Here is a 15,389-nt window from a genome sequence, read left to right as displayed (position 1 = left end):
GAATGGCCCGCACGGGCCGTGGCGAGACTCTACGCCGCCACTGCAGGTTTCAGGGGTGTCGAAGGTCATGGGTGGCCCTGGCCATTGGGCCGCGGGACGGCGTCGCCGCCTGCCGTCGGCAGGCCCGCCGGCGCTGGCTTACCATGCGGCCATGACCCGCGAACCGCCATGCGATGCCCTGATCGTCGGCGCCGGCCACAACGGCCTGGTCTGCGCCGCCTACCTGGCGCGGGCCGGCTGGAAGGTGACGGTGCTCGAACGGCGCGGCGTGGTCGGCGGCGCCGCGGTGACCGAGGAGTTCCACCCCGGGTTCCGCAACTCGGTGGCGTCCTACACCGTGTCGCTGCTGCAGCCGAAGGTGATCGCCGACCTGGATCTGGCCGGCCACGGCCTGCGCATCGTGCCGCGCCGGCGCAACAACTTCCTGCCGTTGCCGGATGGGCGCTACCTGCTGACCGGCGCCGGCCACACTCAGGCCGAACTGGCCAAGTTCTCCGCGCGCGACGCCGCGCGCCTGCCGGCCTACGAGGCGCGGCTGGAGGGCATCGCCGACGTGCTGCGCGCGCTGGCGTTGCAGCCGCCCCCCAACGTCACCGATGGCGGCTGGCTGCAGGCACTGCCCGAGCTGCTGCGCGCCGGCCGCCTCGGGCGCCGCCTGCATGCGCTGGATGCGGAGCTGCGCCAGGACCTGCTGGACCTGTTCACCATCTCCGCCGCCGAGTATCTGCAGCGCTGGTTCGAGAGCGACGCGGCGCAGGCGTTGTTCGGCTTCGACGGCATCGTCGGCAACTACGCCAGCCCGTACACGCCGGGATCGGCCTACGTGCTGCTGCACCACGTGTTCGGCGAGAGCAACGGGGTGAAGGGCGCCTGGGGCCATGCGCTGGGCGGCATGGGCGCGATCACCCAGGCCATGGCCCGTGCGGCCACTGCGGCCGGCGCGCGCATCCGCACCGATGCGGGCGTGCGCGAGATCCTGGTCGAGGGCGGGCGTGCGGTCGGCGTGGTCACCGAGCAGGGCGAGCGCCTGCGGGCGCGGCACGTGGTCGCCAACGTCAATCCCAAGCTGCTGTACGAACGCCTGCTCGATCCGGCGCACGTGCCGGCCGCCACCCGCGAGCGCATGGCGCACTGGCGCTGCGGTTCCGGCACGTTCCGCATGAACGTGGCGCTGTCGCGGCTGCCCAGTTTCAGCGCGCTTCCGGGGCCGGGCGATCATCTCACCGCCGGCATCGTACTGGCGCCTAGCCTGGACTACATGGACCGCGCCTACCACGACGCGCGCCGGCACGGCTGGTCGCGCGAACCGATCGTCGAACTGCTGATTCCCAGCACCCTGGACGATGGCCTGGCGCCGCCCGGCCAGCACGTGGCCAGCCTGTTCTGCCAGCACGTCGCGCCGCAGTTGCCGGACGGGCGCAGCTGGGACGCGCACCGCGAGGAGGTCGCCGACCTGATGATCGCCACCGTCGAGCGCTATGCGCCGGGCTTCGCCGCCTCGGTGCTGGGCCGGCAGGTGCTGAGCCCGCTGGACCTGGAACGCACTTTCGGGCTGATCGGCGGCGACATCTTCCACGGCGCGCTGAGCCTCAACCAGTTGTTCAGCGCACGGCCGATGCTCGGCCAGGCGGCGTACCGCGGTGCGATTCCCGGCCTGTTCCTGTGCGGCTCCGGCACCCACCCCGGCGGCGGCGTGACCGGCGCGCCCGGCCACAATGCGGCGATGGCGTTGTTGCGCGGTTGAGCGGCGGCGGACGATAGCGGCAAGAAAAAAAAGAACCCTGGCATGGCGACCAGGGCGAGGGAAAGGCGCGGCGCGTGCAGCGCGCCGCGCGTGCCACGGCGGCGCGCCGTGGCGTTGTCTGCGCCAGCGTCAGGGCGCGCCGGCCTGCGCGGATGCGCTCGGTCGTGCCGCGGAACCGCCCAGGTGCGCGTCGAAGAACCCCAGCATCCGGGTGTAGAGGTTGAGGTTGTTGTCTTCTTTGTAGAAGCCGTGGCCTTCGCCGGACTGCACGATCACGCCTTCGGGTGGGTTGCCGGCCGCCTGCAGCGCCTTGGCCAGCGCCTCGGTGTGCTCCGGCGGGCAGCGGTCGTCGCGTGCACCGGCGGCGAGGTAGATCGGCAGCGTCAGCGCCTGCACGTGGTTGATCGGCGACATCCGCTCCTGCTCGGCACTGGTGCTGCCGAAGGCGCGCAGCAGATAGCGCCTGCCGCTCTCGCTCTTGCTGGTGTCGCTGAGCCGCAACTGGATCTTGGCGTCGTACATGCCGACGTAGCCGAACGCGCAGCGGAACAGCCCCGGCGCGCGCACCGGCGCCATCATCGCGGCGTAGCCGCCGAAGCTGCCGCCGTAGATGCAGATCCGCGCCGGATCGGCCAGACCCTGCTGGATGGCGTACTGGGTGCCGTCGACGATGTCGTTGATGATGCCCCCGTCCCACTGCCCGTAGGCGCGGTCCATGAACGCCTTGCCGAAGCCGCCGGAGCCGCGGTAGTTGAGTTGCAGCGTGGCGTAGCCGCGGCTGGCGAACAGTTGCGCCTCCGAATGGAAGCCCCAGTTGTCGCGCGGCCCCATCGGTCCGCCGTGCACGTTGACGATCAGCGGCAGGTTCTTCGCCTGCGCTCCGGCCGGCACGGTGAGGTAGCCATGGATGCGCAGACCGTCGCGGGCGGTGAACTGGATCGGCGTGATCGTGGCCATCTTCGCCGCATCGATCCAGGGCCGGCTCTTCATCAGGAAGCGCGCCTTGCCGGTGGCGCGCTCGTACAGGTACAGCTCGCCGGGATTCTGGTCGCTGCGCACGCTGACCACGATGGTGTCGCCATTGCGGGTGGCGCTGGCGAAGTCGACGTACTGGCCGGGAAAGGCCGCGGCCAGGCTGGCGTACAACGCTGCGTCCGGATGCGCCTCGTCGATCAGCCTGACCTGCGGCGCGCCGGCCTCGGTGACCACCGCCAGCGCGGTGTCCGAGCCGTCGGTGGCGGTGATGGTGCGCGCCACCTCGCTGGTGGGGTCCTGGAACAGGGTGACGAAGCCGCCGCTGCGCGGATCCAGATACCCGAACGCGCCGGGCGCCTTGCCGTCGTCGCGGGTGGCATAGACGCGGCCGTTGGCGGTGGACCAGGCGATGTCCAGGCGCGCGCCATCGGCCTTGCTGGCGTTGATGAGCTCCCACTTGCCGTCCTTCAGCGCGTACACCTCGCTGTGGCTGTCGTAGCCGGTGTCCTCGTCCTTGTCGCTCTGGCAGGTGGCGAACGCGGGCTGCTTGGCCGCGTCCAGGGCGATGGAACAGTTCGTCTTCGGCGCGCGGCCCAGCGATTTGCGCCGCCCGCTGAGGGTGTCGATCATCACCACTTCGGTGCCGGCACCTTCCGAGGAGCGCGGGTAGCGCACCTGCATGACCACGTTCTGCTCGTCGTCGCGCAGCGTGTCGAGCAGGGAGAACGATTCGCGGCCGACGCTCTTGCCGCGCTGGGTGACGCCCTGGGTGCCGTATTCGATCAGGGTGCGCGGCTGGCCGCCGTCGGCGTCGACCGCGAACCACTCGCCGGTGCCCATCGGCCGCTCGAACGAACCGACCTTCTTGACCGCGGTGAACAGCAGCCGCTTGCGGCCGGTCCAGTAGAACGCGCCGACGCTCTTGCCGTCCGGCAGCACGTTGACCTTGATCGGCTTGAGGTCGCGCGTGCCGAGCACGGTCAGCACGTCCTGCTCGCCGCGGTCCACGGTCAGCGCCAGGTATTCGCCGTCCGGCGAAATCTTCACCGCACTGTAGGTGGGGCGTTTGACGAAATCCGCAATGGGCGGGGGAGCGGCTGCGGCGATGCCGACGTGCAGGCACAGCCCCAGCGCGCAGAAAGCAACGAGTCGTTTCACGAGAATCCTTTTTGCGTGATTGAACACAGCGAGAGCCCGATGCCGGGCTCTCGCTGACCTCCAGTGTGCGTGGTGCGGCTCAGCGGAAGCGGTACTGGAACTCCGCCGCCACTTCGCGGCCGTACGGGCTGTAGGCGCGCCAGAAGTACGGATACGTGTTGTAGCCGCTGTCCTTCGGATGCGTCTTGTCGAACACGTTGTTGACGTAGAAGTTGACCGTCAGCTTGTCGGTCAGCTTCTTGCCCACGTTGGCGTTCCAGATGAAGTACGGCGCGATGCGGCCGGTCTCCTGCCAGTTCGGCAGGCTGCCGTAGCGGATCATGAACACCGCCGCCTGCCAGTCGTTCTTCTGCCAGGTCGCGGTGGTACGGATGCGGCTGCGGAAGTCGAAGTTGCCCAGGTCGTCACGGTAATCGAGGATCGGGTCGCCCTTGAACTCGGCCGACTTCTGCTCGAGGGTGTGCGAGTAGCCCACCTGGAAGCGGAAGTCGCCAAGCCGGTCGGTGTCCAGGCGGTAGTCCAGCGACGCATCGATGCCCTTGGTGCCGAGGAAGGCGCGGTTGATCGGACCGCGGCGAATCTCGGTGATCTGGCCGTCGTTCGGCGTGCCCGGCGCGTTGAGGCGCGTGACCCGCGACAGCATGTCGTTGCAGAACGCCGAGCCCGGCGCACCCAGGGTGAACGGGTTGCGGTTGCGGGTCAGCCCGGTCACGCAGCCGGCTTCGCCGTCGAGGATGTAGGTGGAGGTGATGTCGGCCACCACGTTCTTCAGGCGGATGTCGTAGTAGTCGGCGGTGACCGACAGGCCGTCGAGCACGTCCCACACGAAGCCGGCGGTCCACGACGTGCCGGTTTCCTCGGAGAGGTTGGTGGTGCCCTGGCGCACGCCGTACGCGGTGTAGTTCACCGTGGTGTCCGAGGTCGGGCACTGCGCCGCGGCGCGGCCGCTTTCCAGGCAACGACGGGTGTCGAAGATGCTGGAGAACGAACCGCTGCGATCGGCGAACACGTAGTGCAGGTCCGGCGCGCGGAAGCTGGTGGAGTAGGAGCCGCGGAACAGCAGATTGTCCAGCGGACGCCATTCCAGGCCGGCGTTCCAGGTCTTGGCGTCGTCCACCGCGGTGACGTCGTCGTACTTGTCCAGGCGTCCGGCCAGGTGCGCCTTCAGCGAGCTGAGGATCGGAATCGACAGCTCCACGCCCAGCGCGTAGCGGTCGCGCTTGCCGCCGCCGCCGGTGCCGGTGAGATTGTACGGACGGTCGGTGCCGGTGTAGTCGGGCAGGATGCGCGGGTCGGCATTGAGCTTGTATTCCTGCTGCGAGGCTTCGACCACGCCGGCAAAGCCCAGCGCGCCGGCCGGCAGCTCAAACAGGTCGCCGGAGAGCACGAAGCTGCCCTGGTTGACATGCGAGTTGGCGTCGGTCTTGACCGTGGTGCTCAACGCCGCGAACTGGTCCGGGGTCAGTGCGCTGTAGTAGCGCTGCTGGTTCAGGCGATACACCGGATAGGTGACGCCGCCGACCACGCGGGTGCCCAGTTGCTGGCCGAGGAAGTAGTCGTTGACCGCCGAGGCCATCAGGCGCGGACGATCGACCTTCACCTTGTACTCGGCGCGCGACAGGGTCAGGTCCCAGTCGAAGCGGTCGCCCAGCTTGCCGCGCAGGCCAGCGGCGAAGTCGTAGGACTTCTCCTTGTTGCGCGCCATCAGGTGCTCGACGCCGCCGGCTTCCTGCGGGGCGAACACGCGCTGCGCGTCGACCAGCGCGTTGAAGCCCGGATCGAACCACAGCGCGCCACTGGTGCGGCCGGACCAGAACTGGGTGCCCGAGGTGTACTTGGACTCGGACGACCAGGCCTGCAGGCTGGCCCAGCCCTGCATGCCGCCTTCGAAATCGAAGGTGCCGTAGGCGTAGCCGGACAGGTCGTTGTTCTCGTTGCGGATGGTCTGGTAGGCCGGATCCTTGAAGGTGCCGCAGGCCTGGCCGAGGTTGGTGATGGCGCCGGCGGCGCTGGCGCTGCGGTAGTTCCAGCGCACCCACTCGTCGCCCAACTGTTCGCAGGCGCCGGCCGGCGGCGCGAAGTAGGAGTTGGTGGTCGAGCCGGTCCGGCGGCGCACGCGCATGGTGCCGGTCGGCTGGATGCCGACGAAAGCCGGCGGGAACGGGTTGTCCAGCGACGAATCCATGAAGTCGCGCTGGTAGCCGTACAGCGGCTCGCCGGCGGTGTACTCGAAGGCGTAGGTCAGGCTCCAGCGGTCGCCGGTCTTGCCGCCGATCCACTGGAAGTCGCCGGTGTCGCCGCCGCCGCGGGTCAGGGTGCTGCCGCGCAGCTTGACCAGGTCGCCCTCGTAGTTGGTCTTGAGGATGACGTTGACCACGCCGGCGACCGCGTCGGAGCCGTAGATGGCCGAGGCGCCGCCGGCGAGGATCTCGATGCGGTCGACCGCCGCGGCCGGGATATTGCCGAAGTTGGCGAAGTTGCTCTGGCCGTTGTAGGGCAGCGGGTAGTCCGCGGCGCGGCGCCCGTTGATCAGCAGCAGGGTACGGCCGGGGCCGAGGCCGCGCAGGTTGATCACGCTGGCGTTGGGGGTGAAGCCGCCCTGGAACAGCTCGTTCTGGGTGGAGCCGGAGGCCTGGGTGAGCGTGCTCAGCGCGTCGAAGACGGTGTTGAAGCCTTCGCGCTCGATCTGCGTGGCGGAGATGATGGTGACGGGCGAGGGGCCCTCGACCTCGGTGCGCTGGATGCGCGAACCGGTCACCGTCACCTTCTCGAGGGTGCGCGCCTTGGCGCCGGTGGCCTCGGTCAGTTGTTCCGTCTCCGATTCCTCGCTCGCGGGCTGGCTTTGCGCCAGCGCCGACGCGGCGGGCAGGGCCAGAATGGCGGACACAGCAACGACCAGAAGACTCCGCTTGGGAGTCGGTGCTTTGACTGACATTGACAAATTTCCCCTAGATGCATGTGCAGTACCCAGGTCCCTTCCTGGACAGGTACGTGTAGAGAGCGTGAGGTCCGTTTCACGTTTCTTGACCGTAGCATGAACAAATCGGAAAAGTAACGAAAAATTTGCGTTACATGACATGTTTTTGAAGTGGGCTTGCTGTAAAGGCGGTCGCCGCGGCAGGCGCACCTGGACGCCACGTGATGCAAGCCCTTGTCGCTGCGTCATTTCCATCAGGGCGAGCCCGTTTCGCTCCGCGCTCGCCCTGCGGCCGGGGTGTGCGGCGGCGGCCGGCGGCAGAACCGCGCATGCGCGCGAATGCTGCGCTGCGGTCATAATCGGAGACCGCCGCGCCCGCCTGCGTGCCGCCGCGGCCAGCCTTCCAGGGGAGATCGGGCGCATCCATGAGCGAACAGGTTCAGCTCTACAACCAGGCCATCGCGGCGCTCAACCGCAGCGACTGGCTGCAGGCGCAGCGGATCGCGCAGCTGCTGCTGCAGGCCTTGCCGCAGCATCCGGGCGTGCATTTCGTCGCTGGCGTGGCGGCACTGGAACTGCAGCAGATGCAGGTCGCGGCCATGCACCTTCACCAAGCCGCGACCCTCAATCCCGAACGCGCCGACTACGCGGCGCAACTGGCGCGGGTGCTGGCGATGGGGCGGTTCCTGCAGGATGCGCACCGCTTCGCCGATCAGGCGATGGCGCTGCAGCCCACCGATGCGCATACCCTGGACACGCTGGGCGTGGTCTACAGCCAGGTCAACGAACATGCCGCCTCGCTGCAGGCGTTCACGCGTGCGGTGCAGGCGGCGCCGCAGCAGGCCAGCTTCCGCTACAACCTCGGAACTTCGCTGCTGTTCTCCGGACGGCTGCAGGAGGCCGAGGCCGAATACCGCGCCTGCCTGGCCCTGGAGCCGCGCTACTGGAAGGTGTATCTGTCGCTGTCGCAGCTGCGCAAGTGGACGCCGGAAGAGAACAACCTGGCCCTGCTCGAGGCCGCGTTGGCGTCGGCCGGCGACGATCCGGACGCGGTGCTGCACCTGAACCTGGCGCTGGCCAAGGAGCACGAAGACCTCGGCGACTACCGCGCGGCGTTCCGCGGTTATGTGCAGGGCAAGTCGGTGCACAAGCGTGCGCGCGGCTACACCTCCGAGCGCGATGCGCGCCTGTTCGAGGCCCTGCATCGGAGCTTCCGTGCCGATGATGCGCCGGTGGCGGGCTTCGAGAGCGAGGAGCCGATCTTCGTGATCGGCATGCCGCGCAGCGGCACCACGCTGGTGGACCGGATCCTGTCCAGTCATCCGCAGGTGCACTCGGCGGGGGAACTGCAGAACTTCTCGGTGGTGCTCAAGCGCCTGACCGGCACGCCATCGCCGGAGATCCTCGACGAAGCCACGCTGAGCCAGGTGCAGGGGCTGGACTGGCGCGCGCTCGGCCGCGGCTATGTCGAGTCCACGCGGCCCGGCACGGCGCTGAAGCCGCGCTTCGTGGACAAGCTGCCGCACAACTTCCTCTACGCCGGCCACATCGCGCGCGCCTTGCCGAAGGCCAAGATCGTGTGCCTGCGGCGCGACCCGATGGATACCTGCCTGAGCAATTTCCGCCAGTTGTTCGCGCTGTCCTCGCCGTACTACGACTATTCCTTCGACCTGATGGACGTTGGCCGCTACTTCCTGATGTTCGACCGGTTGATGGCGCACTGGAACGCGGTGCTGCCGCAGCGCATCCTGCAGGTCGACTACGAGGACCTGGTGACCGCACAGGAGCCGACCACGCGCCGCCTGCTGGAGTTCTGCGGCCTGCCGTGGGACGACGCCTGCCTGCATTTCGAGCAGAACCAGGCGCCGGTGGCCACCGCCAGTGTGGTGCAGGTGCGCACGTCGATGACGCGTTCCTACATGGGGCGTTGGCAGCGCTACGGCGAGGATCTGCAGGAACTGAAGGCGCTGTTGTCGGCGTTCTATCCGTAACCACTGGGCCGCCCGCGCGGCCGGTTTCTACCGCTCCGTGATCGGTCGCTGTGGTATCCGGCGCGCACGCTGGCGCGTGGCGCAGGCGTGGTGCGGAGCGGTGAGCGCTGCGCACTTCTTCCGTGGCGCTCCTGTGTGCCGCGGCATTGCCGCACTGCGCGTGGCTGGCCTCGCCTAGTCCAGATCGGTCTGGATCCAGGTCGGCGAATGATGGATGTCCAGCGTCTGCAGACGGCCAGGGCCCAGGTTCTCGAACCGGTGCGGCACGCCGGCGGGACCGAAGACCACGTCTCCGGCCGCCGCCTCGAGCGTGCTGTCGCCGACGAAGAACCGCGCGCGTCCGACCAGGACCACGAAGGTTTCGTCGTACGGATGGACGTGGCGCGGCGGGCCGTCGCCGATCGCATCGGTGCCGTAGGTCAGGACGGTGACCGCGCCACCCAGGGCTGCGCCGGCGACGACGCCGTGCCACGGCGGCGGCGTGTCCGCATCGAACAGCCGTGCCTGGGTTGCCGGCCGCCCATCCGCGGCGAAGGTGGCGGGATCGAAGTCGCGACGCGGCATGTCGGGTATCTCCACTGGATGCATTGCGGCATCGGATGCGACGACGAGGAGGGGGCGTCTCGGCGGCGACGGATGCGCTAGGCGCGATTACAGCATGGGCTGACGGCGCCAGCGGCCACGGCGGCGGAACGCTGTCGTGCGCAAATCATGTGTGCTTGACCAATCTCGCCGACGTGCCGCGCGGGCAGATGCCTGCAATGCATGGAACGACCGGGCAGGCCGCGAATGCGAGGCAAAAAAAAGCCCACCCTTGCGGGTGGGCTCTGTGAGGACATGCGTGTCGGCTTACTTGCCGAACGAGTAACGCATTTCCAGGTAGTACGCACGGCCGTACACATCGAAGTTGTATTCGTTGTACGCCCACTGCGCGCTGCCCGGGTAGGACTTGTCCAGCGGCGGCATCTTGTTGAACACGTTGGTCATCATCAGCGACAGCTCCATGCCCTCGAACGCCTTGTAGGTGACGCTGGCGTTGTGGGTGATGTGCGACGGCAGCTTGCCGGCGCGCGGGGAGGCATAGCCGGCCGGTGCGACGGTCGCCGCGTAGTTCGGGGTCTTGTCGAACCAGCTCGCGTACCAGGTGGTCGAGAACTTGCCGATGTCCCAGGTCAGCGACGCGTCGGCCTTGCGCTTCGGGTCGGTGCTCCAGTACGGATCGTTCAGCAGATCCACCGGCGTATCGCCCGTGTAGCGCACGTACTTGTGGCGCAGGTTCTCGCTGTAGCTGGCGATGGTGCTCAGGTCGCCCCAGCGACCGAAGTCGTAGCCATAGCGGAACGAGGCGGTGACCGCTTCCAGCTTCTGGTTGGAGACGTTGATCTTCGGCGTGTAGATGTTGGTGATCTGGCCGGCCGCATTGCGTGTCACCTGCGACGCTGTCTGCTTGCACAGTGCAGAGTTGGCGTCGTCGATGCCGGCGCGGCAGCGGTAGTCCTGCAGGCTCAGGCCGTCGGCGCTCTGCTGGGTGACCTCATCACTGATGTCCCAGTTGAGGTAGTCGACGGTCAGCGCCATGCGGTCCACCGGCGACCACACAAAGCCCGCGCTCCACACGTCGGCGTTGATCGGCTTCAGGTCCAGGCTGCCGGACTGCGTGCCGCGGAACTGACGGCTCGAGTAGGCCTGCGGGCAGTTGTCGGTATTGCCGGGCAGATAGCCGCGCTGCGCGCACTGGTAGTAATCGACAACGCTGCTGTAGTAGCCGCTCTGGCCCTGGTACAGGTCGGACAGGGTCGGCGCGCGGAACGCGGTGCCGTACTTGCCGCGCAGCAGCAGGGTCTCGAAAGGACGGTATTCCAGCGAGATGCTGTAGGTCGGCTTGTCGATGGTGCGGCCGCTGGCCTTGAACGCGTCGTAGCGGCCGGCCAGGGTGATGGTCAGCGGGTCGAACACCGGCATGCGCAGTTCCGAGGTCAGCGCGTAGCGGTCGCGCTGGCCGCCGCCGGCCACCGAGGTCAGACCCCAGACTTCGCCGTTGAGGATGACCGGATCCGGCGCGTAGTCCCACTTCTGCTTGCCGTACTCGCCGACCACGGCCAGGCCCGCGTCGCCGCCGGGCAGGCTGAACAGCTTGCCGTTGGTGGCCTGCACGCGAATCATGCCGTCGGAGGTCTTGCTCTTGTTGGTGGCCTGGCCGGTGAAGCTGGCGAAGTCCGCCTGGCTGATCGGCGAGTAGAACGCCGCATAGTTCGGCGAGTACACCGGGTAGGCGCCGTACAGCGGATCCAGGCCGAGTTGCGGACCCAGCACGCGGTTCACGAAGAACTGGTCGATCGCGTTCTTGTAGCGGACCAACTGGCGCTCTTCCAGCTTGTACTGGGTGTAGGTGACGCCGGCATCGTAGTCCCAGCTCGACTGGCCGAGCTGGCCCTGGGCGCCGAAGGTCACGCGTACCGAGTCGCTCTTGTTGCGGCTCATCGTGTCCTTGATGCCGTTGATGCCCATTTCTTCCGGCGCGAACGCGCGCTGCAGGTTCAGCAGGTCGCCCACCTTGGGATCGTAGTAATAACCGAAGTCGGCAGCGGTGCCCCACCAGATGTAGTTGGAACCGGCGTTGAACTTGACCTCGTCGTGGCTGTAGAGCACGTCGCCGTACAGCTGCACGTTGTCGTTCAGGTCATGGGTGCCGTGCAGGTAGGCCTGCAGCGACTTTGTGCCGCTGTCCAGGGTGCGGTAGCCCGGGGTGTACTTGGAGCCGCAGTAGTACTCGTCGCCGAAGCCCCGACGCCGCTGCAGCCCTTCCGTGCCGCCAAACAGGCCGGACACGTTGTTGCAGTTGTTCGGGTCGAGGAACTTGTAGCTGGTGAACGGGCTGTAGACCAGGAAGTCGCGGCTCGGCAGCTGGGCGTTGTAGCCCTGGGTGTTGAACTGCTTGGTCTGGCTGCGCTGATAGGCCCAGATCGGATCCTTTTCTTCGTACTGCAAGCCGCCCAGGATGCTGGTGCGGCCATCGGCCGAGGTCCAGCCGTCGGCGAAGGTGGTGCGGAAGTTGCTGCCGCCGCCCTCGGAGTAGCCGCCGCCGCGGATGCTGAACACCGCGCCGTCCATCTTCTTCTTCAGGATGACGTTGATCACGCCGGCGATCGCATCGGAGCCGTACAGCGACGACTGGCCGCCCGGCAGGATTTCGATGCGGTCGACCAGGTCGATCGGAATGCCGCTGATGTTGTTGAACGTGTCGCTGCCGTTGTACAGCGCCGGGTAGTTCGACATCGGACGGCCGTCGATCAGGTACTTCACGTAGCCCGGCGGCAGGCCGAACAGGCTCACCGTCTTCGCGCCCTGGGTGAAGGTGCCCGAGCTCTGCCCGCCCTGCACGCCGCCGGTGGCGAACGAGCTCTTCTGCAGCACGTCGGCGACGGTGCTGAAGCCGCGCGCCTTGATTTCTTCGGCGTTGATCGTGGTGACCGGGGTGGCGGTCTCGATCTCGGTCTGCGGGATCAGCGAGCCGGTGACGGTGATCTTGTCGAGATTCGTCGCTTTATCGGTCTTGTCGTCGGTCGTGGCGTCCTGCGCGAAGGCGGCGAACGCGGCCGGGACAAGCATGGCGGAGGCCAGCGCGGCACTCAGGTGGCTGTGCTTGAAACTACGAGTATGACGGACAGTCATCTTTCTCTTCCCCGAAAATCAATCGATAAGGCGAGGGGCCTCGTGCCGCGACGTGTGCCTTGAAAGTGGGATCGCATCCTGCGATCAACCCAAACGTAACACGGACTTAACGCGGTTTGTACATGGGTGTCACTTTTTTCGTCTACCAACAAAAACTGCGCCGATCAGGCGGGAAATGTCGGCGAACGCCGGGCCGCGGCACCGGTGTAGACAAGTTTCGCGTTGCTTTGCACCATTGCGGGGCATTCGTTGTATAGGTTGCTGAACGGATGTGGGGCGTGGCGGGCCGTGCCCCTGAAGGCCTGCGACGACTGGGCGATCCCGATACCGCCGGCAGCGCGGCCCGGCTAACGACGCACCATTTCGGTGAGCGCGACTCGCCATCGTGGGGCGTGCAAGTGCGGGTGATCGCCGCATCGGCATGGCGCGCCGCGATCCCGGCGTCTGCGCGGGCCGGTGCCGAGGCGCGCGATGACGGAGCTGAAAGGTCGGTCGCAGGCCGTGCCACGCGGCATTTGCGCAAAATCCGCCAGCGCTCGCGCCGCCCGCGGCGCGGGACCGTGCGTCGGTGCACTTGTATAGTCATGTGTCTGTGCGGCCCGCGCCGCTGCCGCTGCCCGCGGCGCCGTGTGCGGTCCATGGTTTCCTTTCCGTCGCGCGCATGCCTGGCCTGCGTCGCCGACGCTTTCTTGTTGAGTTTTCCGATGACCGATCGCCCGCGTCTCCCCGCCCACGCCGTCCAGCCCAAGCTCGCCCCGCACCCGCGCATCCGCAACGTCGTCGCCGTCGGCTCCGGCAAGGGCGGGGTGGGCAAGTCCACCACTGCCGTGAACCTGGCCCTGGCCCTGCAGCGCCAGGGCGCGCGCGTCGGCGTGCTGGATGCCGACGTCTACGGCCCCAGCGTGCCGGCCATGCTCGGCCTGAGCGGGCGCCCGGACAGTCCGGACGACAAGAGCATCGAGCCGATGCGCGCCTTCGGCATCGAGGCGATGTCGATCGGGCTGCTGGTGGACCAGGACACGCCGATGATCTGGCGCGGTCCGATGGCGACCTCGGCGCTCACACAACTGTTCGCCGATACCCTGTGGGACGACCTGGACTACCTGCTGATCGACCTGCCGCCCGGCACCGGCGACATCCAGCTGACCCTGGCGCAGAAGATCCCGGTGGCCGGCGCGGTGATCGTCACCACCCCGCAGGACATCGCCACGCTGGACGCGAAGAAGGCGCTGAAGATGTTCGAGAAGGTCGAGGTGCCGGTGCTGGGCATCGTCGAGAACATGGCGGTGCACACCTGCAGCCAGTGCGGCCATGTCGAGCACCTGTTCGGCGAGGGCGGCGGCCAGCGCATGGCGCAGCAGTACGGTGTGCCGCTGCTGGGATCGCTGCCGCTGGCGATCGCGATCCGCGAGCAGGGCGATTCCGGCACCCCGGTGGTGGCGGCCGCGCCGGACTCGGCCGCGGCGCAGGCCTACCTGGCCACCGCGCAGCGCCTGACCGAGGAACTGCGCAAGCGCCCGCGCGCGGCCATCCCGATCTCCGCGGCGTTGGGCTGAGCGGCGCGCGGCGCCTGCCGCGAACGCGTCGCGACCGGCTAGAATCGCGGGTCATCGCGGCCGGCTCGTCGCCGGCCGCGTTCCCGGCGGGCAGGCTGCGGCCTGCCGCCACTGCATCAGGAAGCCCCATGAGCATCAAGAGCGACCGCTGGATCCGCCGCATGTCCGAACAGCACGGCATGATCGCGCCCTACGAGCCGGGCCAGGTCAAGCAGCTCGACGGCCAGCGCATCGTCAGCTACGGCACCTCCAGCTACGGCTACGACGTGCGCTGCTCGCGCGAGTTCAAGGTGTTCACCAACATCAACTCGACCATCGTCGACCCCAAGCACTTCGATCCCAAGAGCTTCGTCGACATCGAGGCCGACGAGTGCATCATCCCGCCCAACAGCTTCGCGCTGGCGCGCACCGTCGAGTTCTTCCGCATCCCGCGCGACACCCTGGTGGTGTGCCTGGGCAAGAGCACCTACGCGCGCTGCGGCATCATCGTCAACGTCACCCCGCTGGAGCCGGAGTGGGAAGGGCATGTGACCCTGGAGTTCAGCAACACCACACCGCTGCCGGCGCGCATCTACGCCAACGAGGGCGTGGCGCAGATGTTGTTCTTCCAGTCCGATGCCGACGACGTCTGCGAGACCAGCTACAAGGACCGCGGCGGCAAGTACCAGGGCCAGACCGGCGTGACCCTGCCCAAGACCTGACCACCCAACTCACTCTTTCCGACAGCACAAGGAGCGCGCAATGAACGACCCCAATCCCTACCAGGCCCCCGACGCGGCATTGCCGCCCGCGCTGCCGGGCATCGCCGACGGCGAGGTCCTCGCCGGACGCGGCGAGCGCCTCGGCGCGTCGCTGATCGACGGCGTGATCTCGCTGGCGACGTTCCTGCCGGTGGCGGCGCTGACCGGCTACTTCGGCAAGGTCATGGAGGCCGCGCGCAGCGGCGTGCAGGTGCCGTTCCTGACCACCCTCGGCTACGGCGTGCTGGGCATGGTGATCTTCCTGGCGGTGCAGGGCTACCCGCTGGCCAAGAGCGGCCAGACCTGGGGCAAGAAGCTGTTGTGGATCCGCATCGCCGACCTGGAGGGTGGGCAGCCGCCGTTCTGGCGCCTGATCGCGCTGCGCTATCTGCCGACCCAGGCGATTTCGCTGGTGCCGATCGTGGGCGGCATCTACGCCCTGGTGGACGCGCTGTTCATCTTCCGCCAGGACAAGCGCTGCCTGCACGACCTGATCGCCGGCACCCGCGTGGTCAACGTCCGCCGCTGAGGGCGACGGACGTACGACGGCACCCGCCTGCGCCTCGTAGGCGGCCATGCCCTAAGCCGCGCGCGCGCCGCGAGCGGCTGGGGTGGGGAGTCGCCTCAGCGCCTCCC

General features: G+C 67.9%; 9 protein-coding genes. 5 read left to right on the top strand and 4 right to left on the bottom strand.

Translation table 11 applies throughout. The features are described from left to right. The first annotated feature begins 151 nt into the window (after positions 1-151). Positions 152-1,744 carry a phytoene desaturase family protein gene (locus ACHWVH_RS00045; protein ID WP_394686430.1) on the top strand — a complete coding sequence of 531 codons (1,593 nt, stop codon included), beginning with the start codon at positions 152-154 and terminating at the stop codon, positions 1,742-1,744. A gap of 129 nt (positions 1,745-1,873) precedes the next feature. On the opposite strand, the gene ACHWVH_RS00040 is transcribed toward ACHWVH_RS00045, so the two are convergent. Both ACHWVH_RS00040 and ACHWVH_RS00035 read right to left on the bottom strand, forming a co-directional pair. Continuing rightward, positions 1,874-3,877, bottom strand: a complete 2,004-nt coding sequence (locus ACHWVH_RS00040; RefSeq protein WP_394686429.1) for an alpha/beta hydrolase family protein — start codon at positions 3,875-3,877, stop codon at positions 1,874-1,876. A 79-nt stretch (positions 3,878-3,956) separates the two neighbouring features. Continuing rightward, positions 3,957-6,764, bottom strand: coding sequence for a TonB-dependent siderophore receptor (locus ACHWVH_RS00035; RefSeq protein WP_267105268.1), 2,808 nt, complete (start codon positions 6,762-6,764; stop codon positions 3,957-3,959). A gap of 455 nt (positions 6,765-7,219) precedes the next feature. Between ACHWVH_RS00035 and ACHWVH_RS00030 the strand changes: the two genes are divergently transcribed. Continuing rightward, entirely contained in the window at positions 7,220-8,785 is a 1,566-nt protein-coding gene (locus ACHWVH_RS00030; RefSeq protein WP_394686428.1) for a sulfotransferase, read from the top strand. Positions 8,786-8,959: 174 nt separating this feature from the next. On the opposite strand, the gene ACHWVH_RS00025 is transcribed toward ACHWVH_RS00030, so the two are convergent. Both ACHWVH_RS00025 and ACHWVH_RS00020 read right to left on the bottom strand, forming a co-directional pair. Next, on the bottom strand, positions 8,960-9,349 hold the full coding sequence (locus ACHWVH_RS00025) for a cupin domain-containing protein (protein WP_150409879.1): 390 nt from the start codon (positions 9,347-9,349) through the stop codon (positions 8,960-8,962). Between the two features lie 285 nt (positions 9,350-9,634). Then, the gene (locus tag ACHWVH_RS00020) at positions 9,635-12,394 is read right to left on the bottom strand and encodes a TonB-dependent receptor plug domain-containing protein (protein ID WP_394686521.1); all 2,760 of its coding nucleotides are present in this window, start codon (positions 12,392-12,394) and stop codon (positions 9,635-9,637) included. Positions 12,395-13,161: 767 nt separating this feature from the next. On the opposite strand from ACHWVH_RS00020, the gene apbC reads away from it, so the two are divergent. The 3 genes from apbC to ACHWVH_RS00005 all read left to right on the top strand — a co-directional run bounded on the left by apbC (position 13,162) and on the right by ACHWVH_RS00005 (position 15,282). After that, the gene (apbC, locus tag ACHWVH_RS00015; RefSeq protein ID WP_295926839.1) at positions 13,162-14,013 is read left to right on the top strand and encodes an iron-sulfur cluster carrier protein ApbC; all 852 of its coding nucleotides are present in this window, start codon (positions 13,162-13,164) and stop codon (positions 14,011-14,013) included. 128 nt (positions 14,014-14,141) lie between these two features. Next, complete coding sequence (gene dcd, locus ACHWVH_RS00010) at positions 14,142-14,714, top strand: dCTP deaminase (RefSeq protein WP_019801387.1); 573 nt, start codon at positions 14,142-14,144, stop codon at positions 14,712-14,714. Positions 14,715-14,754: 40 nt separating this feature from the next. Then, positions 14,755-15,282: an RDD family protein gene (locus tag ACHWVH_RS00005; RefSeq protein WP_295926836.1), complete on the top strand. Its 528-nt coding sequence runs from the start codon at positions 14,755-14,757 to the stop codon at positions 15,280-15,282. Positions 15,283-15,389 lie beyond the last annotated feature (107 nt).

It is taken from the genome of uncultured Xanthomonas sp. (assembly GCF_964278005.1).
Lineage (GTDB): Bacteria > Pseudomonadota > Gammaproteobacteria > Xanthomonadales > Xanthomonadaceae > Xanthomonas_A > Xanthomonas_A sontii.
Note: the sequence above shows the minus strand (reverse complement) of the source record. Positions and strands in the feature narration are given on the sequence as shown.